General features: G+C 41.8%; 30 protein-coding genes. 4 read left to right on the forward strand and 26 right to left on the reverse strand.

What is annotated here, in order from left to right; translation table 11 throughout:
- Window positions 1–118 precede the first annotated feature (118 nt).
- Window positions 119–454, forward strand: coding sequence for a winged helix-turn-helix transcriptional regulator (locus SJY16_RS14500; RefSeq protein ID WP_377890242.1), 336 nt, complete (start codon window positions 119–121; stop codon window positions 452–454).
- A 177-nt stretch (window positions 455–631) separates the two neighbouring features.
- On the opposite strand, the gene SJY16_RS14505 is transcribed toward SJY16_RS14500, so the two are convergent.
- From SJY16_RS14505 to SJY16_RS14525, 5 genes are all read right to left on the reverse strand, one after another.
- Window positions 632–1,654: a bile acid:sodium symporter family protein gene (locus SJY16_RS14505; protein ID WP_377890243.1), complete on the reverse strand. Its 1,023-nt coding sequence runs from the start codon at window positions 1,652–1,654 to the stop codon at window positions 632–634.
- A gap of 359 nt (window positions 1,655–2,013) precedes the next feature.
- A complete protein-coding gene (locus SJY16_RS14510; RefSeq protein ID WP_377890244.1) occupies window positions 2,014–2,394 on the reverse strand; it encodes a VOC family protein in 381 nt (126 codons plus the stop codon).
- A 102-nt stretch (window positions 2,395–2,496) separates the two neighbouring features.
- Window positions 2,497–3,219: a DUF421 domain-containing protein gene (locus SJY16_RS14515; protein ID WP_377890245.1), complete on the reverse strand. Its 723-nt coding sequence runs from the start codon at window positions 3,217–3,219 to the stop codon at window positions 2,497–2,499.
- Window positions 3,220–3,387: 168 nt separating this feature from the next.
- A complete protein-coding gene (locus tag SJY16_RS14520; RefSeq protein WP_377890247.1) occupies window positions 3,388–5,178 on the reverse strand; it encodes an adenylate/guanylate cyclase domain-containing protein in 1,791 nt (596 codons plus the stop codon).
- Window positions 5,179–5,196: 18 nt separating this feature from the next.
- Entirely contained in the window at window positions 5,197–5,544 is a 348-nt protein-coding gene (locus SJY16_RS14525) for a DUF3307 domain-containing protein (RefSeq protein ID WP_377890248.1), read from the reverse strand.
- 156 nt (window positions 5,545–5,700) lie between these two features.
- Between SJY16_RS14525 and SJY16_RS14530 the strand changes: the two genes are divergently transcribed.
- On the forward strand, window positions 5,701–6,822 hold the full coding sequence (locus SJY16_RS14530; RefSeq protein ID WP_377890250.1) for an HD-GYP domain-containing protein: 1,122 nt from the start codon (window positions 5,701–5,703) through the stop codon (window positions 6,820–6,822).
- A gap of 124 nt (window positions 6,823–6,946) precedes the next feature.
- Here the strand turns inward: SJY16_RS14530 and SJY16_RS14535 are convergent, their stop codons facing one another.
- Complete coding sequence (locus SJY16_RS14535; protein ID WP_377890252.1) at window positions 6,947–7,444, reverse strand: P-loop nucleotide/nucleoside kinase family protein; 498 nt, start codon at window positions 7,442–7,444, stop codon at window positions 6,947–6,949.
- A gap of 284 nt (window positions 7,445–7,728) precedes the next feature.
- On the opposite strand from SJY16_RS14535, the gene SJY16_RS14540 reads away from it, so the two are divergent.
- Window positions 7,729–7,986 carry a hypothetical protein gene (locus SJY16_RS14540; RefSeq protein ID WP_377890254.1) on the forward strand — a complete coding sequence of 86 codons (258 nt, stop codon included), beginning with the start codon at window positions 7,729–7,731 and terminating at the stop codon, window positions 7,984–7,986.
- Between the two features lie 132 nt (window positions 7,987–8,118).
- On the opposite strand, the gene SJY16_RS14545 is transcribed toward SJY16_RS14540, so the two are convergent.
- The 14 genes from SJY16_RS14545 to SJY16_RS14610 form a co-directional block, all read right to left on the reverse strand.
- Entirely contained in the window at window positions 8,119–8,304 is a 186-nt protein-coding gene (locus tag SJY16_RS14545; protein WP_377890256.1) for a hypothetical protein, read from the reverse strand.
- A gap of 170 nt (window positions 8,305–8,474) precedes the next feature.
- On the reverse strand, window positions 8,475–8,657 hold the full coding sequence (locus SJY16_RS14550; protein WP_377890258.1) for a PspC domain-containing protein: 183 nt from the start codon (window positions 8,655–8,657) through the stop codon (window positions 8,475–8,477).
- A gap of 155 nt (window positions 8,658–8,812) precedes the next feature.
- Complete coding sequence (locus tag SJY16_RS14555; protein ID WP_377890259.1) at window positions 8,813–9,208, reverse strand: hypothetical protein; 396 nt, start codon at window positions 9,206–9,208, stop codon at window positions 8,813–8,815.
- Between the two features lie 176 nt (window positions 9,209–9,384).
- Window positions 9,385–9,843, reverse strand: a complete 459-nt coding sequence (locus SJY16_RS14560) for a nucleoside deaminase (protein WP_377890261.1) — start codon at window positions 9,841–9,843, stop codon at window positions 9,385–9,387.
- A gap of 187 nt (window positions 9,844–10,030) precedes the next feature.
- Window positions 10,031–10,231 (reverse strand): hypothetical protein, encoded by a 201-nt coding sequence (locus tag SJY16_RS14565; RefSeq protein WP_377890262.1) that lies wholly within the window; start codon window positions 10,229–10,231, stop codon window positions 10,031–10,033.
- A 54-nt stretch (window positions 10,232–10,285) separates the two neighbouring features.
- A complete protein-coding gene (locus SJY16_RS14570) occupies window positions 10,286–10,783 on the reverse strand; it encodes a GNAT family N-acetyltransferase (protein WP_377890264.1) in 498 nt (165 codons plus the stop codon).
- A gap of 53 nt (window positions 10,784–10,836) precedes the next feature.
- Window positions 10,837–11,217, reverse strand: coding sequence for a DUF4181 domain-containing protein (locus SJY16_RS14575; protein ID WP_377890266.1), 381 nt, complete (start codon window positions 11,215–11,217; stop codon window positions 10,837–10,839).
- 27 nt (window positions 11,218–11,244) lie between these two features.
- Window positions 11,245–11,451, reverse strand: coding sequence for a hypothetical protein (locus SJY16_RS14580; protein ID WP_377890267.1), 207 nt, complete (start codon window positions 11,449–11,451; stop codon window positions 11,245–11,247).
- Window positions 11,451–11,930 carry a GNAT family N-acetyltransferase gene (locus SJY16_RS14585; RefSeq protein WP_377890269.1) on the reverse strand — a complete coding sequence of 160 codons (480 nt, stop codon included), beginning with the start codon at window positions 11,928–11,930 and terminating at the stop codon, window positions 11,451–11,453. The genes SJY16_RS14580 and SJY16_RS14585 overlap by 1 nt, the downstream gene beginning before the upstream one ends.
- Before the next feature lie 152 nt (window positions 11,931–12,082).
- A complete protein-coding gene (locus tag SJY16_RS14590; RefSeq protein ID WP_377890270.1) occupies window positions 12,083–12,913 on the reverse strand; it encodes a DUF2785 domain-containing protein in 831 nt (276 codons plus the stop codon).
- 204 nt (window positions 12,914–13,117) lie between these two features.
- Window positions 13,118–13,642: a hypothetical protein gene (locus tag SJY16_RS14595; protein WP_377890272.1), complete on the reverse strand. Its 525-nt coding sequence runs from the start codon at window positions 13,640–13,642 to the stop codon at window positions 13,118–13,120.
- A gap of 32 nt (window positions 13,643–13,674) precedes the next feature.
- The gene (locus SJY16_RS14600) at window positions 13,675–13,866 is read right to left on the reverse strand and encodes a hypothetical protein (RefSeq protein WP_377890273.1); all 192 of its coding nucleotides are present in this window, start codon (window positions 13,864–13,866) and stop codon (window positions 13,675–13,677) included.
- Window positions 13,867–13,873: 7 nt separating this feature from the next.
- On the reverse strand, window positions 13,874–14,773 hold the full coding sequence (locus SJY16_RS14605) for an EamA family transporter (RefSeq protein ID WP_377890274.1): 900 nt from the start codon (window positions 14,771–14,773) through the stop codon (window positions 13,874–13,876).
- Between the two features lie 125 nt (window positions 14,774–14,898).
- Window positions 14,899–15,258 (reverse strand): hypothetical protein, encoded by a 360-nt coding sequence (locus SJY16_RS14610; RefSeq protein WP_377890276.1) that lies wholly within the window; start codon window positions 15,256–15,258, stop codon window positions 14,899–14,901.
- Between the two features lie 176 nt (window positions 15,259–15,434).
- Between SJY16_RS14610 and SJY16_RS14615 the strand changes: the two genes are divergently transcribed.
- Complete coding sequence (locus SJY16_RS14615) at window positions 15,435–15,740, forward strand: TIGR04104 family putative zinc finger protein (RefSeq protein WP_377892267.1); 306 nt, start codon at window positions 15,435–15,437, stop codon at window positions 15,738–15,740.
- 712 nt (window positions 15,741–16,452) lie between these two features.
- Here the strand turns inward: SJY16_RS14615 and SJY16_RS14620 are convergent.
- From SJY16_RS14620 to SJY16_RS14645, 6 genes are all read right to left on the reverse strand, one after another.
- Window positions 16,453–17,733 carry an IS110 family RNA-guided transposase gene (locus tag SJY16_RS14620; protein ID WP_377890277.1) on the reverse strand — a complete coding sequence of 427 codons (1,281 nt, stop codon included), beginning with the start codon at window positions 17,731–17,733 and terminating at the stop codon, window positions 16,453–16,455.
- A 287-nt stretch (window positions 17,734–18,020) separates the two neighbouring features.
- Window positions 18,021–18,215 carry a helix-turn-helix transcriptional regulator gene (locus SJY16_RS14625; RefSeq protein WP_377890279.1) on the reverse strand — a complete coding sequence of 65 codons (195 nt, stop codon included), beginning with the start codon at window positions 18,213–18,215 and terminating at the stop codon, window positions 18,021–18,023.
- A 6-nt stretch (window positions 18,216–18,221) separates the two neighbouring features.
- Window positions 18,222–18,758: a DUF6773 family protein gene (locus tag SJY16_RS14630; RefSeq protein ID WP_377890281.1), complete on the reverse strand. Its 537-nt coding sequence runs from the start codon at window positions 18,756–18,758 to the stop codon at window positions 18,222–18,224.
- Window positions 18,759–18,771: 13 nt separating this feature from the next.
- The gene (locus SJY16_RS14635) at window positions 18,772–19,032 is read right to left on the reverse strand and encodes a hypothetical protein (protein ID WP_377890282.1); all 261 of its coding nucleotides are present in this window, start codon (window positions 19,030–19,032) and stop codon (window positions 18,772–18,774) included.
- An 87-nt stretch (window positions 19,033–19,119) separates the two neighbouring features.
- Window positions 19,120–19,491: a hypothetical protein gene (locus tag SJY16_RS14640; protein ID WP_377890284.1), complete on the reverse strand. Its 372-nt coding sequence runs from the start codon at window positions 19,489–19,491 to the stop codon at window positions 19,120–19,122.
- Window positions 19,488–20,351: an ABC transporter ATP-binding protein gene (locus SJY16_RS14645; protein WP_377890285.1), complete on the reverse strand. Its 864-nt coding sequence runs from the start codon at window positions 20,349–20,351 to the stop codon at window positions 19,488–19,490. Before SJY16_RS14645 ends, SJY16_RS14640 begins: the two co-directional genes overlap by 4 nt.
- Window positions 20,352–20,439: the final 88 nt, after the last annotated feature.

Raw genomic sequence — 20,439 nt, forward strand, 5'->3', positions numbered from 1 at the left:
TAGAAACGTTTGATAGGATTGATTACAAAACACATTATATACTCGCTAGAATCACATGATAAGAACGCACTTTTTTGTGAGTCACTAACCTTAAGGTAAGTAAAGGACTGAATAACATATGGAAACACCAATTGATCAAGATGGAAAACTGAAATGTTCAATCGAATACACATTGAAGAAAATCGGAGGCAAATGGAAAACGGTCATCCTCTGGCACCTCGGAGTGGATGGCAACCTTCGCTACAACGAGTTACGCAGGCTATTACCAGGTGTTACCCACAAAGTATTGAGTCAGCAATTAAAAGAACTAGAGGAAGACGACTTCATCGACCGAAAACAGTACAACACGATTCCTCCCAAGGTTGAATACTCCTTGACGGGAACAGGGAGAACCGTGATGCCCATCCTTGAACAGATGCACAAGTGGGGAACCGAGCAAATGGACAACCAATAGATTTTCCTATTCACAAGGATTTATGCGAAAGCGCCATTCTCGACGGAGAATGGCGCTTTCGTGCCGTGAGATCGCATGAAAATTTCATCACACGAAAAGAAAGCTTGGAGGCACAATGCCATTCCAAGCTCTAGTGAAATCTGTTTCGAATGGAACTACTTTTAGAATACGTTCAATCTATTTTCGCCCCGCATACCTTACTCTTCTCGTAGATTCATTTCCGGTTCTTCGCAATTCAGGTTTAGTTGGAGCAACTGGATGGTGCTCTTCTAGTTTAATCGGTTTTTTAGACCAGATTGTCGCGAGAATCGGACCTGAAATATTGTGCCAGACTGCTGCAATAACATTGGGTAATGCAGCTAATGGACCGAAGTGAGCGGTCGCTAGTGCGACGCCAAGTCCAGAATTTTGCATACCGACTTCTATCGAAATCGCACGTCGTTGACTTTCATCTAACTTCATCATGAATGCTGTTAAATAACCGAGCGTGAGTCCAAAAAGATTATGAACCATAACGGCTGAAAAGATCAACACGCCAGATGTAGTGATACTCTCAACATTCGCAGAAACGACGGCTGATACGATCACGATAATTGCAAGTACTGAAATGAGCGGAATCGCTGTAGCGCTTTTATCAACAGTGACCGGAAAGAATTTTCTAATGAGTACGCCTAATGTAATGGGTACGATGATAACTTGAACAATCGATAGGAACATCGCAATCGGATCGACCGGCAGCCACTGCCCTGCTAATGCTAATAGAATAAGTGGTGTAACAATAGGTGCTAGCATAGTAGACAAAGACGTCATCGCAACAGAAAGAGCAAGGTTTCCTTTCGCTAAATAAACCATCACATTTGATGAAGTCCCACCAGGAACGGAGCCAAGCAAGACTAAACCAGCAGCTAATTCAGCTGGTAATTGAAAAACAATTGCAAGGAGTAAAGCAAACAAAGGCATGATGATAAACTGAGCGGCTACCCCAATGATGACTGGAACAGGTTTTCTAAGAACCAACTTAAAATCAACCGGCTTCAATGTAAGTCCCATTCCAAACATGACGACGCCTAACAGAATCGTTATGTACCTTCCTAATCCTAAGAAAGGAGCAGGCATGACGTAAGCAATGATCGCTACTCCAATCACCCAGATCGCGAAATATTTCCCTGCCAAATTACTGATTGTTTCTAATGGTTTCATCGGCTACACTTCCTTGTAATTAGACTTCATGATGAGTAAACTACTACACGATCTCCTGGGCTGATCTTAGTTGTCATTTCTTATATTCACCATGCAATAGAATCACTATTGAAACGAATTATACATAATAATCAAAATATTTCAACAGTAGATGGATAAAAATCTACATCGCACCTATTTCAAGCTTAGTAGCGAGCAATAAAGATGTGTTAAATGTTGGAACATCTTTAGTTGAAATCGTTTAGCTGATTGGAGAGGAAATCTCCATTACTCTTATAGCAACAATGTTTACGAAAAGAGCACAATAAAAAGAGCCTGATTTAGTAGTGAAATCAGACTCTAAAACAATATAATTGGAACTACTCCGTTCTCTCTCCTACCGCAAAATAATTCTCTTCAAAATCCGCAAAGTTAAAGACGCGGTTTGACCCCATCTGCACAATATCCCCAACCGTCACGCCTTTCTTGGTCAGTTCTTCATGCAAGCGATCCAGGTCTTTCGTAAAGAACATGAGTGAAGGGGTGCCGAGATTCATATCTGGCTGCATTTGCGCGATCACCGCTTTGTTATGTAGAACGAGGCTCGTTCCCCCCTCACCAGATGGCGCTACCTCAATCCATTTCATCATGTTATTACTTTCTTCAGAAACAACACTAAAGCCCATCATCTCTTTCCAAAACATCGCTGCTTTATCCTGGTCATTAACATAAACCATAACCTGCCCAACCTGATTAATCATACCAAGCCCCTCCTTTTCGGATATATGCTACTTTCGATAACGGTGCACTTGAATCCTTCTTCAATCAAAAAAGACGTGTGGTTTCACACGTCTTCGCCTACCTTAATGCTTGAATGGTGGGACATGATCTGTTTCTTGCTCCTTCTTAGAAAACACTAACTCATCCTTAGCATTTACACCCGCATAAAAAATTGATGAAACCTCCGTTGCCCCTTTACCTCCAAGCTTATCCAATAGCCAGGATTCTGTTTTATTCAACCGCTGCAATAAATCTTTTTGAATTTTACCGTCTAAGATCACTGGAATCTCGAAATCGTTCCCTGTCTTGTAAATCGACATATCTTCTCGAACAACGCCCTCTTTACCAGGGTATACCTTCACACTCAGTCTTCCATTCGCCTCCACGATAGCAAGCTCTACATCCCCCGTATGAAACACACCCTTTTCCCTCAGCATCTGAAGAACGTTATCGACCGAATATTGAATCTGCTTCAAATTCTTCTTGAGGAACTTCCCCTGATACATCACGACGGTCGGTTCGAACGTGAAGAGTCTCCCAACTTTTTGATACTTAAGCTTTATTCTTATAATGAGTTTTTGTAAAAGGGCAATGGCGATCATCGCGACAACAGTATGGATATGATTAATATCTGGATCAGCAATATCCGCACCCACAACCGCACCAAAAACGAGAACAACTAGAAAATCAAAAACTGGAAGTTCTCCGACCGAGCGTTTCCCCATGTAGATTCCGATTGCAAGCATGAACGGAAGAATAGTAGCAATACGAAAGATCACCTTCAGGGAATCCATAACAACATCCATGATGAGCACCTCTTTCATTCGATACGCTCATCATTCCCAAACCCTTCCTAATCCATTACGTTTTTCTTAGCATGATCATCACCATTCTTGATACGAAAGTTTGACACGTGGACTTGCCCTGTCTAATGAGCGAAATTTCCATACTACCTCTCCCATTTCTCGTTCATATTACACAGAAACATACACTGCAGACGGCTTGATTCGGACGAGAGGAACCGCCTCTCGAATGCCGTATAATTGTGTTTCATACGCTTCCACTTCGTACGCTTGTATCATCTCTTCAATCTCAGGACGTTCAAGCATGTCTGAGGAAACCATGATATCGTTCCCTACGCTTTCTTGCTCGATCCTCGATGCCATGTTCACGGTATGACCAAAATAATCAAGCTGATTATTCGCTGTCACCGCGATCGCTGGCCCGTTATACATGCCGAGCTTGATCGAAAGATCCGTATCATGCTCGGTATTGAAGGCATCGATCGATTGTTGGATGTCGATTGCTGTTTTCACTGCATCTTCAGGCACATAAAAAGCAGCCATAACGGAATCGCCAATCGTTTTAATAATTGTTCCACCGTGTTTCATAATCCGCTCTGACAAAAAATGAAAATGATCACTCACCTGTCGATAAGCATTTGCGTCACCCGCTGATTCGTAAAGAGAAGTGGAGCCGCGCAAATCACTAAACACAATCGTGACATTCTCAACACCGATCTCTTGTCCCTCAGCCAATACTTCAGAGGAAAAAAGACGTCGGAACTTCGTCATCGTCGTCACTTTCGCAGCAGTGACCACATTCGGATCACGCTCGATCTCCTCCACAACAGCGACGATCTCTCGACGGCTCTTATTGTGTAAGGTACATCCATTTCGGGAAAAACCATCCTTTTCAAACCCATCATCTCGGTATGTAAGCTCATCTTCTTCTTCTTCGCTTTCAGGAACGAGATGGCTTTTCGTAAGAATCCGAAGCCTCACGTCCTTGTCAGACGCAATTGTAGGAATATCCCACGATGTTCCTGCTCGAATCCGTTTTTGCAAAAGGATATGAGGCGTGATGTTCGGTCCACCGATGCAGTATGTCTGAGACACCGCTTTTCGAATCGACGGATGAACCGTAAAACGCAATTCGATCGTTTCATCAAAGTTCATGTTGTATGAAATTCCACAAAGATCACAGTGAACGTCACTCTTGACGTTTCGAAGCGATGATTCCGTTTCCTTTGCTACACGGCAAGTTGGACACATCAGGCTCCACGCAAGATTAAGAACACCGGCTTTTGTTGCTTCAAGAAAAAGGGATAAGACATCATCACGATCAAGACCCCACTGATCCGCAAGCTTGTACGGCTGCATCTCTACCACACCTTGATCGTGCGATTGAATGAGATGTTCCATAAAGAAATCCTTTGCTTTCGAAGGTTCGAGCTTGTTCATTACATGCGTGAGAGCTTGTTCGTTTGTTGTTGAATGGTGTTTTGGTTGGGGGACGGCGACGATTGGCGAATCCTCTAGCGCGATATACTTTTCAATATAAGCGTGTGTTTTTTTCATGCCTGGAATTGCAACTACAGGGATCACCAATTTCCCGAGAACGGTAGCGGGTCTAAGCATAGAAAAGACTTCAACTTCTGTCATAGGCTCTTCATCGACAGACACATCCTTCAGCTTGATACCAGCCCGGAATTCAGCAAGAGGACCTGAAGTATAAATTCGTTGGACAGAATAATATTCACCTTTTACCCATTCGAAAGGATACTCCTTCCATGACAAGGAAACACCACTCATCTTCGCTTTTGCAGGAAGGTAAAAAAGCGAATCATCGAACTTAGCATTTGAAAACTGTACGGGGAATAGTCCGATCATTCTGTTCAAATGATCGTTCGTAGCGAGAAGATCCCATACTTTCTCTTTAGGTAATGGAAATTGCTTAACGAGTGAAAAGCGACGTTCCTTCATCTAGTAACCTCCCAGCCATTATATAAGTGAAACGACGATTGCAATCACAATAAAATGGAAAACTTGATCTGTGATAACTTTCAACCACCCTACCGATCCATCTACATCTCTCATCACCACACGCGTCCACCAGGCAACAAACGTTCTTCTGTCTAGAATAAGGTGTGTGATGAAGATGAATGCGAGTTGCAAGATTGATAGACCACCGAACCCAATCCAAGCAAAGATTCCGAGCACTGCCGTATAAATCGAGACGTGTGATAGGAGAGGAAGCCATCGGTTATGCTTTCCTTTAGCCATCCATTTCGTTTGAAAAAGAAAGTCTCCAACTAAGTGGGCGATAAACAAATATTCAAACGGTGTCATGTTTTGCCTTCCTTTACCTACCGCTTTATTGCATTAGCGTGTATGATAGAATTATCCTAATAATACTTATTTTTCTTATCATACCATTTTTTTGTACAACGATAAGGTTCTTAACCTTTTAGAATCTACAAATGATAGACGGGGAGGCCTTGACCTGTGGAATCGAATCGTCACAACACGAATGAATTGAATTCAGAAGAACTCCTTGAAATCATATTCGATTATGCTGCGCAGATCACGACCGAGAACAACGTCGATCGTTTGTTGCAGCTCATGGCTGATATGGGGAGAAAAATGACTCTAGCTGACCGATGCACGCTATGGCTCTATGATGAAGCAAAGGATGAGCTATGGGCACGGGTGGCTCATGGATTGAAAGAAGTACACGTCCCTTCATCCGTTGGGCTTGCAGGTGCCGTCTTTCAATCTGATGAACCTCTCGTGATCGATGATGCCTATCAAGACGAACGGTTTCATTCCGTGATCGATGCACAGACCGGCTATCGCACGAAATCGGTTATGGTGCTTCCTGTGAAGAATAAACAGAATAAAACAATCGGTGTTTACCAGGTGATCAATAAGCTAACAGAGGAATCGGTTTTTCATTCGAAAGACTTGAAATACTTAAGTCTAGCAGCCTCTTATACAGGGCAAGCACTTGAAGCGATGCTCGCAAATATCGAAATAGAAGAAACACAGAAAGAAATCCTCTTCAAGATGGGTGAAATCGGTGAAGGACGCTCAAAGGAAACCGGGGCGCATGTGAAACGAGTCGCTGAGTATGCGAAATTACTCGCATTGAAAGCGGGCCTTGATGAAGAAGAAGCAGAGCTGATCAAGATCGCTTCTCCTATGCATGACATCGGAAAGGTCGCGATTCCTGACGTTGTTTTAAATAAACCTGGCAAACTAACCCCAGACGAGTTCAAAATGATTCAGAAGCACCCCAAAATTGGATATGAACTATTGAACAGTTCAAAAAGAACCATTCTTCAAACTGCGGCCATCATTGCTGATCAACATCATGAACGTTGGGATGGTAAGGGTTATCCGGAAGGACGCAGTGGAGAGAACATCCACTTGTATGGACGAATCGTAGCGATCGTGGACGTCTTCGATGCCCTCGGATCAGACCGACCATACAAAGAAGCATGGGATCTAGAGCGCATTCTTGCTTACTTCAGGGAAGAAAAAGGCAGACACTTTGATCCTACTTTACTTGATATTTTCCTTGCACATCTTCCTGAATTTCTTCGGATCAAAGAGAAGTATGAATGAGGGGGAAAGATTATGGGCACTAAAGAAGCCTTTGTCGCCTATGCCATTCAGGTTCGATGTACAAAATGCCAGCCAAATCCAATGTGATTTGACTAGCATTTTGTATAGCAGTTGATCTTCATTATTATTCGTTTCCACTAAACTCTAGGATATTTAAACCCTCGGATGCTTCTGGTGCTTCGAAAAAGTGAGTAACCTGAATAAACACCGCTTCCGTGTCAAAAGCTGCTCTTTCGGGTTCTTCGGTTCGTCTTTGGGTGATTTGACGTAAGCATTGCTCGTTAGTTAGATTCAGGAAAATGAGTTGATGGCTTGCATTAACTTCAGACGCCATATCCAAAAACCATTTTCGCAGTTTTGGAGTGTTAGCTGGAAAATCCATCACTACATCTGTACCTACACTTAATAGGTTTTGGACATGCTTTTTCACCAACGGCTTGAGCTGCGCTGAGAATTTTATATAGTCATCAAATGATGAAATCTGATTAGGATAAAGTGATGAAAGCCATTCATCTTCAGACAACCGTACCGCATGTTTATCGATGGCCAATTGTTTAGACTTAGTTGATTTTCCTGCACCCATTTTCCCACAGAAAAAGTATAGCGTGCCTAATTGCTTCATATTTTCTAACCCCCGCGCTTAATTTAGTGGTTGCTGCCCCACCTTTCTCCGTTTGCACAATAAGCGATAGCGTTTTTGCAGCAATAGCTTCCTATCGATCGTGTTCTACTTATACTTCTCTACGTTAAGCAAGTCCCCTTTCTGCATGAGAATTTTCATTGTTTCGATTAAGTTTACCTAGAACAAATGCGGAATTCTCTTGAATGTCATATTAGTTACCCAAACATAAAAACACCTTATTAAGTCAGTGCCTTAAGAATAACCGCAATGCCATTAAACGTCCCATGAATAATAACCCCAGGCCAGAACTATGCCTAGAGGAAAAGAAAACACCTGACTCTCGAGAAGGTCAATTAATTGCACAAGATACCATAATTTTATCCAATGAAACGTTTAAGGGAGATGCGGAATTAGCAGATAAGTTCTGGGAAGCACGTAAATCCGAGGAGACTTCTGTTGAGTTGAATTTGTATCCTGTTAACCAGGAAGTCATGACCTTCATGGAAGAGGCCATTCTTTATTATGAAAAGGAACAAGCGTAACTAGATACCAATACCCTTGAACCCAAGGGCTCACTTAGAAAGAGTGAGTCTTATTGAAGGTGGTTAGTTCTACATAATCCGGGATTTGTTCTAGAAGTGATCCCGATTCATTACTACTCGAATGCGAGATGACTACTTTTTTCTCGCTCTCTGTTTACTAAGTTTAGGAATAATAAAGTACCATGAAAGAAAACCGCCTATAGATAGTCCTATGACGTATTGCCATTTTATTTCTCCGTAAATGAAGTAGCCAATGAGGAGAGCAATGCCTGCAAACGTGATGGCGGAGATAATCCCATTTTTCATTCGTTCATTCATAGAGACCCCTCCCTTTTACTAAATAAATTGCTAAGATAATGTACCATTAAAAGTAGCTTCTTCCTCAAACTTAGTTAAAATCCCCCCAGATTACAAGCAACATTAAAGCTATACATCACCATTGTGGGTATTCAACTAATGCTCCGATTATAGAGAAGATTATTATTGTATTAAAGTGAAGGTTTGTCTCTTAGTTCCCAAGCCAGAAAAAAATAAATCCATATAGAAACAGAGGAGGTTAACACAAAGGGTAGTCTTACTATAAAAGAAGATACACCTACCAAATTTGCTATACCACCACATATTCCGTAACATACTTTATCCGTTGATGATTTTGTTAGTTTTTGCAGCATAGATACACCTTCTTATTTGTTTTTAATCGTACGTTTGTTATGTTCCACTACACTCCCCAAAACCTATATAGAGCGCTTAAAGACGATTCAGTAAGCGCTCTCATTTTGTGGAAGAAGAAAACAAACCTTCTTTTTCCACTTCTAACAATTATCCGTTACTCTGTTAAACCGAATCCCATAATATGATCAGTATAAAGAGCATAACTTTCATACTCAATGACATTATCAGGATTTGCAAATGGGACTATCTTTACATTACTCAGAACAAGCATACCTTGAAAATTGATCACCTTGCCGTCATTTATTAGAGGTAGAATAGTGTCTTCTGATTTCAATATTGCCTTATCAAGCAACGTCATCTTACTCTCATTTGGCTCTTCAGTATTAATTTTGTCTGCAATAATCAAGGAATTTGATGTAGTAATCTGAATCTTTCTTGGCTTCTCAACTCCCTCTTGCATTTCCTCCACAAGACATTGTGCTATAAATACCGGCAGTTTTTTCATGTCGTGCAGTGTGTTTAATTCATGACCCGTAAGATTAAATTGCAAAGAGTAGACCTCCAATTATGTATTTGACTATCATTCTCACAAAATGGCATGTGAAATCCAGTCGCCTTTCCAATAATATACATTCTAATTATTTCAAATGATTAACAGTTACTCAACCTTTATTTTACCTAAAAAAGGAGCCTATCCGTATTTACGAATAAGCTCCCTTGCTGATTTTATCCAAACGTATATCCTTCAAATACCTTCAACCCTTCGTCATTCAATACTTTTTCTACTATTGAAGGTTTGAGTGGGCTTTTAGCAAAGACATCTTTACAGGAAATCATGATGTTGTCACCTGCTATTTGCGCTAATTGATCGTGTGCAACGCTATATACCATTTTACCAAGATTTGACCAAACCATTGCACCTGAACACATGACACAAGGCTCGCAGCTGGTGTACAGGGTATATTCCTCCAAATCAAACAGCTGATTCTCTGAACAAAAATCTCTGATCAGCCCTATTTCTGCATGATAAGTAGGGTCTGAGTGGGTATGTACTTTGTTCTCAGCAACTTTTACAACTTCATCGCCTTTAACCAGAATTGCACCAAACGGTTCGTTTCCTTCTGCTCTTGCTTTTGAAGCTTGTTGGATCGCTATTTTCATGAAATATTCATCGTTGTACATCATAGAGCTCTCCATTTCTCGTAGAATTATCTCTCATTATAAAGGAGTGACCTCTCTCCTGCCATCAGTAGGTTGGCTAGTATACTCAGTCTTGCTTTTATCTCCAATAACAAATTGATTACCTCAAGATCCGCTGAAGACTGTAAGATTTGTGTACGTCAAATCACTTTTCAGAACTGCTTCCTTTCATTTATGGTGAAGATTGGCCTTTGTTCTGATTGATCTTCTTAATTGCATAATAGTTCCAAGCATAATAGATGACCCAGAACGGTAAAATCACCAAAACTGAATACTTCTGCATATCATCAGGAAGTATCCTAAAAAGTAACAACGTAACTATTAAAAACGGTGGCATTAGTATCCAGTAACGTTTATTCCTGAAATGATTCATAACTGCACCCCTTCATTTACCATTTTTAGGGAATCCACTTTGAGACAGCGAAGCTTAAACACCCACTCTTTCACTTCTTCTTTCAAAAAGAATTACGTCTCTCCATCGACCATCTTGCATTTGACCAATCCTTCGTCGTACTCCGACTTCCTTAAATCCATGTTTCTTATGTAAATGGATACTCGAAATATTTTCAGGGAATATCCCAGCACTGAGCGTCCAAAAGCCTGCTTCTTCTGACTTCTCAACGAGTGAGTGTACGACTAGTCCCCCAAGACCTTTTCCTTTTTCTCGTGGATGAACATAGACGCTTACTTCTCCCACTCCTCGATACACGAACCGTTTCGACGCTTTGTTCAACTTCCCCCACCCTTGAACGCCCTTTTCGTCCGTAACTACTAGCGTACATTGAGGAACTGCGTTAGAAATGAATTTTTCATATGTAGGCACTTCATGTTCAAACGTTGCGTTACCTGTCTCGATTCCCAATCGATAGATTTCTTTTACTTCGTCCCAATCTGATCTGGTCATTTGTCTTATGTTGTGTTGCATCGTTTCCACCTCTACATTCATCCTACCAATTTAATTAGGGATAAGCCCATTGTCTAGAAGTATCCTTGTTCTCCCAAATAAAATATGCAAAATGTGAGTGCCATCATAAACGCCCCTAACCAATCGTGGTAGTGGGCTTTACTTGAACGGTCTTGAAGATATTCCTCGACTCCTTGATTGATAAATTGAAGAGTAACCATGATAAACGTTGGGCTTGCTTTCACAATCATTGGGTAATGAGGTCGCTCAATCATAAATTCAACGGATAGGAAGATGAATGCAATAAGAAGCAAAACATCGATTACGATGGCGACTTTGTATCGATCCTCATGGAATAGCCATCTATTCCTACTTTTGATGCCAAGCTTTCGTTTCAGGTAGATTTCACTTATGAATAAGTAGGTGAGCATGACGATGAGTAAATAATTAAACATTGGGGACAGTCCCCCTTCCTACACAATTTACTGTTCCTTCTTCTTATACTCCTTCGATTTCCAGGCCCAGGAAAAAAACATTTGAAACAGCATAGCAAATAACGATATAAAGAAATACTCTCCCCAAGTGAAGGGATTGCCCATTATGAGATCGACAATAAATTGCCCCAAAAACAAAACCACAAAGATATTACCATCCTTATTCAATCCACTTCTCTTTGTCTTATTCTCCATCACGACAACCTCGCTAACTTCTTCTCTAAACTATAATACTGCTTTCCTTCATGCATCCGCTCATCATAGATTTCAAATCCAAGTGAATGCCAAAACCGTCGTGCGTGCTTATTCTCAACATGAACTGCGATTTGAATAATGTCAGCTTTCTTTTCTTTCACCATGCTTTCATACATCGCAAAGACTTTCCTAGCGTATCCCCGCCCCTGGTACCTTCCATCGATCAAAAGTAAGCTTAACCAAGGCTTTCCTGAACGAGGACTCTCCATCCCATACTCAAGAATTCCTATAGCGCTTTCATTTTCCTTTAGAACGTACCGTTCCGTGTTGAATGCTTTCACGTCGTCGTACTGCTCCAAAAGATCTGACTCTTCAAGCACCTCTTTATCAAATGCGATCACATTATATGTAGCATTAGTATTGAATATCTCTTTCTCCACTTCTAGCTGTGTACCATCGCTCTTTACAAACGTAATCATCAAGCTCTCCTCTACGCACGACATTAAAAGAAGCGAATAATCATTCTCGGGATGAACGTAATGATATTTGCGATAACCTCCAGGATCGTATACTCGCCTAGCTCTCTAAGAAACCCTTTCTCTTTTCGCTTCTTCACCTTTCTTCACCACTTTCAGCTATAGAGTTTCTTCATCCATGTTTCTAGCACATTGTCGATCGCAGTCATCGTTTCCTCTGCATCGTGATTGAACTTCAACCTGAAATAGCAGCTTTTCAAGAACCCCAGCACGTTCCCTTTCGTATGAAGAAACGCAACGCTGAATCCTTCTTGGTCGAAAGAAGACGATAGCTCATCCGCCAATCGGTTCACCCACGTTGCTAGAACATCGTCTTTCAGTCCACGTGAAAGAAGAGCCTCAATCGCCATCAGCAATCGCTCGTCTTCATCATCAACGTATAATCCTTTTTTGAACAAACAGCCCGCAATCGTATTCAGACATGCATCGATCCGCTCAACTCGGAATGCTTCATGACGAATGGCTTCATCTAACGCATCTGCACCATGAGCGATACTATGCGCCCAGCCTTTTCCCTTCACGTAACCTCTAATATCACGCTCTTCCTGCAAGTAGCGGAGTGTCGCTTCTGTTGCTTCTTCAACCAAACCATGCGATAGAAAAGATGATTCACGGTCCTTATGTAAAATCAACGCAACGATCAAAACAGAAAAGGAGCGTGTGAATACGGAATCACCTTTTTCCTCTCCGATCCTTAAGAAAAGATGCTCTTCGTCAAGACACGTCGATAACGTAGCGATCATTTGGTCTTCACTAAGGTGATTCTCCATCACCAGATGACAAAATGTCCGGTAAATCAGCTCATCTCGCAGCACAGGATCTGTTGAACCAATTCCACGCAGCATCTCCTGAAGTAGGTTCTCTATGTCATCCCCTGTCTCACAATCTAACTCTCTTAATTTCATCTCAAGCGTACGAACTCTCACTCCCACCACCCCGCCTTCTTCCATAGTTTAACAGATTATCGCTACCTCTACATGCTGATTGTCATAATATGGTTTACTCTAGTAAGTTCATAATCGAAGACCCATAGAGGTGTCCGTGCGAAGTGAATATACATAGATGAGGTCGGTTTCCTCGCTAATTTTCTCTCCATCTAACCGTTCGTAATGGCCTCATAGATACACATTCTAATCGCGCTGTATCTCTTTTCCTTCTTCATCGAAATAAGTGTAGTTCCGAAACTCGTAATCATCGCTTTCCGGCAGATCGACCGAGGTAACAGTAGCCTCTTGAGAAGGAAACTCTTGTTTCAACGTATTACCGTTTATATCAACTTGAATTTCAGCAATTTCATTTTTACGATTGGTGATGAACAGAATCTTTTTCTCGCTTCCTACTAAAGGCAAGAACATACTAAATGATTCATCTTCTCTAAATTCAATATAATTCCAGACATAGTTTCCTTCTTCATTTTTCTGGAATGTGATATAAGAGGGTTGATCATTAGATAGAAATCCTGCGACCCTCACATCATCAAAATCTTTTACTTTCAGCAATTCAATTTTCTTATCTTCATACCCTTCAATAGCCTGGATCACCTGCACGATTGAATCCTTGTTATTTCCATATACTGGTTCCGAACGATTCATATAAAATGTGAGGGCAAAAATCAAACCGAGTGCTCCCATCATTATTCCTATTTTCTTCCCCATACTCTCCCCCATTCGTTACGTATTCTCCGGCATCACCTTATTAATTGCGCCAACACAAACATCAGTAATAACACTCCGATCCCTAACGCGCGAATCCCGTAGAGCTTCTTCTCACTGATTTCTTCACCTTTCATCCTTAACCAACTAGGATAGAAAAACCCTACGACTGGCGCGAATACGAGTCCCACTACCATCAACCCGACTGCAAAAACATCCATATCCATCACATCCTCATCCACGATCAGGTACTGCTTTACCTTTTATGTGATCACCAAGTTCATTAATCACAATCGCCCCCACAATCAACAGCACCCCTATCCACTGCAAGAACGAAACTGATTCTGATAGCACGATCATCGCTGAAATGATAGCAACAGGTAACTCAATCGAACTCAATACATTCGCAAGTCTTCCTGTAATGAGTGGCGCGCCTTTCGCAAAGAATAGCGTAGGAATCACACCGCCAACAAGCGCAAGCCCCGTACCTAGCACCCACAATCGACCGTCAGTAACCGCTAGCGAGGGAATGTCTCGCACAAACACGAGCAACACGAGAACCATAGATCCCGCCACCATCAGTAGACTCCGAACAATAGGATTCGATCGTGTTGCAACTTGACCACTAAAGAAAATAAACCCTGCATACGAACCTCCTGCTAGAAATCCAAGCAATAAACCGACAGGATGCAAGTCAGACACATCGCCAGCGATGATGTTCGAAGCGAACACCACTCCTGTTAACGTCACAAGTAGTGAGAGAACATTCACTTTTGTTGGTTTAACCTTACTGAAAACCCACTCGTAAATCATCCCAATCCACACAAATTGAAAGAGAAGGATGATCGCTAACGAAGCGCTCAAATACAGCATCGCACCATAGTAGAAAACACTCGTTAACCCCATGGCGGTACCTGTGATCATGATTTTAATCAAATCATTTTTTGATATATCCTTTATCTTCAACCTTAATAATAAAATAAGAACCGACAACAGCATGAAGGCGAGCACCATTTGAACAATGTTTATTTGTCCTAATGAATACCCATATTCAAACCCTGTCTTCACAAAGATCGGCGTGAACCCGAAACTGCCAGCTCCTAATAAGACGAATATAATTCCTTTTACTTTCATAAGAATACTCCTTTATCTCATCTTCCCCTTTTTTTGTAAGAAGTGTTTTATATAAAAAAACGCACTCCCCATCAGGAATTACGTCTTTTATCCTTCTTATGTAACGTTACGTATACCTTCGCGGTTTAAAGAACATCAAAGAATGTGATACCAAGCGCAAGTCCAAATGAAACGAAGAAATCAAGAGGACGAATCTCTGACGAAGCAAGAAGTGAAGTTGCCACATCGATTACGCTTAGTGCAACAAACCATGCAAGGAACTTAAATAGCCTCTCCTTCTTCTCATCTCTGTCCATTCGAATCGTCTTCAAGAGTGCAAGAATAGCGAGGTATACCACATAAAGAAAAAAGTACACCAAACACCCAATGACAGTCACCATCCCAAAGGTACTGTCTGTATCGGTGTAAACAAGCAACACCATAACTACTAAACTAATCATCAACATACTAAATAAACCAACATGAACAGGATGCAATCTTCTCAACGGTTCATACTCCTTTTGCGATCAGTGATTTTGTCATAAACATTCTTTACCTACAAACGCCATTCTTCCATAGTTTAACAGACTGAACACCGTGAGGCGATGCCATTCTAATGTAAAAACAAGCATAATTTGTTAGAATGGTAAAATATAGATGTCTAGAAAAGGAGTGAGAGACAATTCCACAATGCGACGTTTGCCAAAACAAATTCTCCTGGAAAACGGTGCAAAAAGCCATGTTTTTTGCTTATCGTCCAATCACATGTAAAAAATGCGGAACAGTTAATCAGGTGACGTTCATTTCTAGAATTCTCGTAGCCATACTGAGCGTAGTACCGATCGGTCTACTCGGCATGTTTGTTAATGCTACTTCTACTATCTCTTTTTCCAGTACGATAGCACTCATGGCAGCATATTCGGTTGGGATGTACCTATGCCTTCCGTACATAGTAAACTATCAATCAACCAATGCCACTACGGGATAACAGACAAAGTGGCCAACTCTTATCTGAGTCATCCTCTATATATGAAAACCCTGGTTATTGTGCTCCCTATACCGTAGGAGTTTGAATACCGCTTGCTTTCCTGTGGACGAACGCCCGAGCCTCACAGCGGACAAAAACCCGTCCACTCCGAGTCTCGAACGCCCGTTTTCCACGGGAGTCAAGCGGTATTCACTCCTACTGGGGTGCAATCAATCGAAGCAAACTTTCCGACCGATTATGATCTAAGTAGGCATCTGCTTTCATTCTTTATCCGTTTCTTTAAGCTTTGGTTATTTCTCTTAGTCATACATTTAATGTAGATTGGAGCGGAAGGATGCTCGACTCCCTCGGAAAAAGTTATTATGGCAGGGTTTTAAACCACATTATTCCTGTGGAAAAAAGTTTTATCACTGTATAGTCCCGTTTAATATTCCTTTATTTTTAATTTGTTCAAAATAAAGGGAATGATGCTTACACGTTGCGTCAAGAGACTGGAAGGGCCTCCCAAATTTAATGATAGGCACCTATGATCTCTGCTTGCTAGGTGGACTCACCCTCCCATTTCTCCTGGCATCTTGTGCCTACATTCCTTCGTTGAGTCTCACCCTAACGCAGAGGCCGGCGTATGCTCCTGCATGGACTGATCTTACGATCGTCGAAAGTCGTGTATTGGCCGGCTTCTCAGTGTCTGGGCTGTTAAGCTTCTAGTAGCTTATGCTACTTTCGAAGTAGGTAGGAAAGGCATGTCTCGCATCATCCGTTCGGCATCAAACTCCACTTCATACACGCTAAGTCCGTGACAGATCTGAAGTAGTTTACGACAAAGAATGACAAGGGCTTCTTTTTTCGTTACCGGTTTCTCGCGATCAACGCTGTAATAATCATAAAGAGTGCGAAAAGCTGGATTGGCGTGAAGTAAAGGAAACACTGCTTTGTACAACAGAGATCGAAGTCTTCTGCGTCCACGCTTAGATATTCTCTTCTTACCGTTCGATTGTCCTGATGAGTTGGTTACTAGTGTAAGTCCCGCGAGTTTTAATAATTGGCGTGGATCCTTGTAACGTTTTAATGAACCTGTTTCAGAAAGGAGCTCTAAAACGGTCGTTTCGCTGATACCAGGAATAGACGTAAGATATTCAAAGTCTGGTAGTTTACGGGCAAGAACGATAAGGTTCTCAGTTAACGAGTTGATTTGTGATTCATATATGGCCATTTGGTCAAGTAACATCCTAATTTCTAAGCGTGCCATCTCAAGACCGTCTTGAAGTCCTATTGAGTCCTCTGCGATTTTAAGAAGGTTTTCTACTTTCTTTTTTGATAGGTAGCGAACGCCTTTTTCTTGAAGGGTGGCAATCAATTCTTCCTTAGAGAAGATCCGGAGATCTTCTGGAAGTGGAAAGTAATTAAGTATAGCTTGAGCTTGTTGACCGAGCCCTTTAAAAATAGTTGAGAACTCAGGGAAGTAAATATCGATCCAACGTCGGATGCGGTTTTGAATGGAAGCCACTTGTTCTTTTAAGCGGACTCGAAAGGCCGTCCCCCGACGGAGTTCTGAATCAATTTCCGTCATTTCTCTCGGTGAGCTGTAGTACCCTTGAGGGATCATTTTCGCGATTACTCTTGCATCTTTTTGGTCATTCTTACTCTGCAGATTATCGTCAAGCTCTTTCGTTTGTTTGACGTGCAGAGGATTGACAAGGACATATGGAATACCATGGTCTGTTAAAAAGGCTGCGAGATTCATCCAGTAGTGACCCGTAGGTTCAAAGCCGATGATGACCTCTGTTTTATCATGCGTTTCCATCATCTTTAAAACCAATGCATAAAAGCTTTCAAACCCCTGAAGAGATTGACGAATCGCAAAGCTTTTCTTTAATTCACGTCCACGTTCATCTATAGCACAGCCGTAATGATTTCGCTTGGCAATATCGATGCCAACAACGAGCGTTGTTTCTGAAATTTGATTAATACGTTGATTTCGATTAAGATGCATTTGAGGATCCTCCTAGTTATGGGCTATTGGTTAGCACCTGCATCATAACGGAGGGTCCTTTTTTATGCAATAGGCCTCATTCTGTTCTCACAGGAATGCTCCTGCGGGACGTGCGGGACAGGTGAGACCCCACAGGAGCGTTTTGAAAGCGACGAGGAGACTCACCGCCCGCCCCGCGGAAAGCGAGCATCCTGGAGCGGAAATCACCACAATAACGTGGCAGATGAGCCTTAAAACTTTCTCTACACAAAAAGGATGACTCTCATTTGAGTCATCCTCTTTTCGTTTCATTCCTCCCAAAACAAATCATCAAGCGTCTTTCCGAGCGCCTTACAAATCGCCACACACAATTGGAGCGTTGGATTATACTTACCCAGTTCGATCAACCCGATCGTTTGCCTGGAGACACCAACCTTTGTCGCAAGCTCCTGTTGCGATAGATCGTGCTCCACCCGCGCCATCTTTAGTTTTTTATTCTTCAACGTCGATCACCGCACATCCTGTTCATCATCTTCTTCCATATCCTCTAACTCTCGCTCGTTCACACGATCACTTTTATATTTTGCGAGCGCATAAGGGAGAACAAAAACACCAATCAAAAATGGAAGGTAAATCATCATACTACCAGCGAAAATACTTAAGAAGAAATAGATCGTTTCTTCTCTAGTGTCTGCATATTTTTGCGAATTAACAAACGCAAATGTTAATGAAATCGCAAGACCAGCTAGTAAACTGAGCACGAGGTTTCTCGTATTGACCTTCCATTTACTTTTTCTCTCATACATGTCGACTTCATCCGTGAAAATTCCGAGCATCGATGATCGGATTAAATAAAATATTCCACTAATGATGAGGATAAGTATTTCTGTCATGATACTTCCACCCGTGGACCCTTCGAAAGACACTTTATACACGACGGAAAGCCCACAAATAATCACGATGATCAAATACAGCTCACGATAAATTTTATTTTGGATCGTTGTCACACGTTCATCGAACTGCTTGTTCTTAAACCACAATTTCATCTTTCAATCCCCTTTAGTAGTCTGTTTTTGGTAACCCATAAAATGCAAACGCGAACAAGCCGAGGCTGACGATTGTGACGACAACCATATCCACGCCTTCCATCGCAAGAAACGGTAGGTCGTTCGGCAAGCTATATAACGGAAGATAAGTCACGAAGTCTTTTATGAATGCTGGCACAGCGCCGACCTGCAATATGATGCCGAGGATGCCAGGTAGCACAAGAATCGTTACGATCGAAAGAACGAAAAGGTTCATCGTCTTCTGGTAGAACATTGAGATCACGAGAAAGAATAATGTGAAGAACACGCCAAACAGTACATAATGAAAAACAGATGAGCCAACATCTCCCCATGAGAACGCTTAAGCGTTAAGAATATGATTTACATAGAGCAGCGCACCACAACCGACTCCAAACATAATCGACACGGCCATGATAACGATCACTCTTGATACAAGGAACTTCAGTCTGTCTCGTGCTGACGTGAACAGCAAGTAGATCGTTCCGTAATGAAGATCTATGATGACGAGCTTTGCACAATACACCCCAAGTGCAACTGTCGCGATCATCGAGTACAAACCAGTTACATTTTCCGGACGAAAAGGTCCATCCAACTGATAGATTGAATAGACGATGCCGCCACCTAACACAAGCGAAAGACCGATCGCTAAGAATAGCGGTATACTGAGGACGTTCCTTCTAAGCTCCAGTGTGAGATATTTCCCAAAGTTCATTTCGCTTCCCCTCTCATCTGTTCAAAATAAAAATCTTCTAACGTTGCTGTCTTCGTCTTCACATCGGTCGGGTAAATCGCCTCTTGACCTAGATGATGCAAGATTGGCTTCATGTTTCCATCGTAGATGAATGAAATCACATTCTGCTGTTTGTTGATGCCTTCTTCATTACCCAACATGCTGAACGCCTTATGAACCTCATCCTCTGAGAAAGCAAGGCTAATTACCTGTTCACGCTCACGGTCATGAGTGTACTGATTCACGAACGCCCCTTCTTTGATCACATAAACGCGGTCACTGATGTTCTCCACATCTTCTAAAATGTGGCTCGAAATCAGCACACCAATGTTTCGTCCCTTAACGAGCTCTCTTACATAACCAAGTATATTTCGTATCCCATCAGGATCCATGCCGTTCGTCGGTTCATCTAAAATAAGATAGTCGGGGTTAGAAATGAGTGCAAGCGCAATTCCAAGCCGCTGCTTCATCCCAAGCGAATAATGCTTCACCTTCTTTTTCAAATAGGAAGTCATTCCAAGCGACTCAATGATTTCATCCATCTGCTTGTTGCTCACTCCATACAATGCGCTAAAGTAGTTGATGTTGTACAACCCGCTCCTATTCGGAAAGAACTTTGGCTTCTCGATCAAGCTCCCAACTTTTGCTTGATCACCTATGCTTAACTCACCGTCGTACTTCACGATGATTCCAGAAAGAATCTTCATCAAGGTCGTCTTCCCAGCCCCGTTCGGACCAACTAACCCAACAACCTCTCCCTTTTCCAATGTAAAATCAATCTCCGATAGTGCAAGCTCGCCTTTCTTGAACGACTTCGAAAGACGCTTCATTTCGATACTCATTTCCCCACCCCACAATTTGTAAATAATTAACCTTCTTTTTCCATTATATAATAAAAATGTCTTTATGCAACATATATATGTCATTTAG

The organism is Alkalihalobacillus sp. R86527 (assembly GCF_042466185.1).
Classification (GTDB): domain Bacteria; phylum Bacillota; class Bacilli; order Bacillales; family Guptibacillaceae; genus Guptibacillus.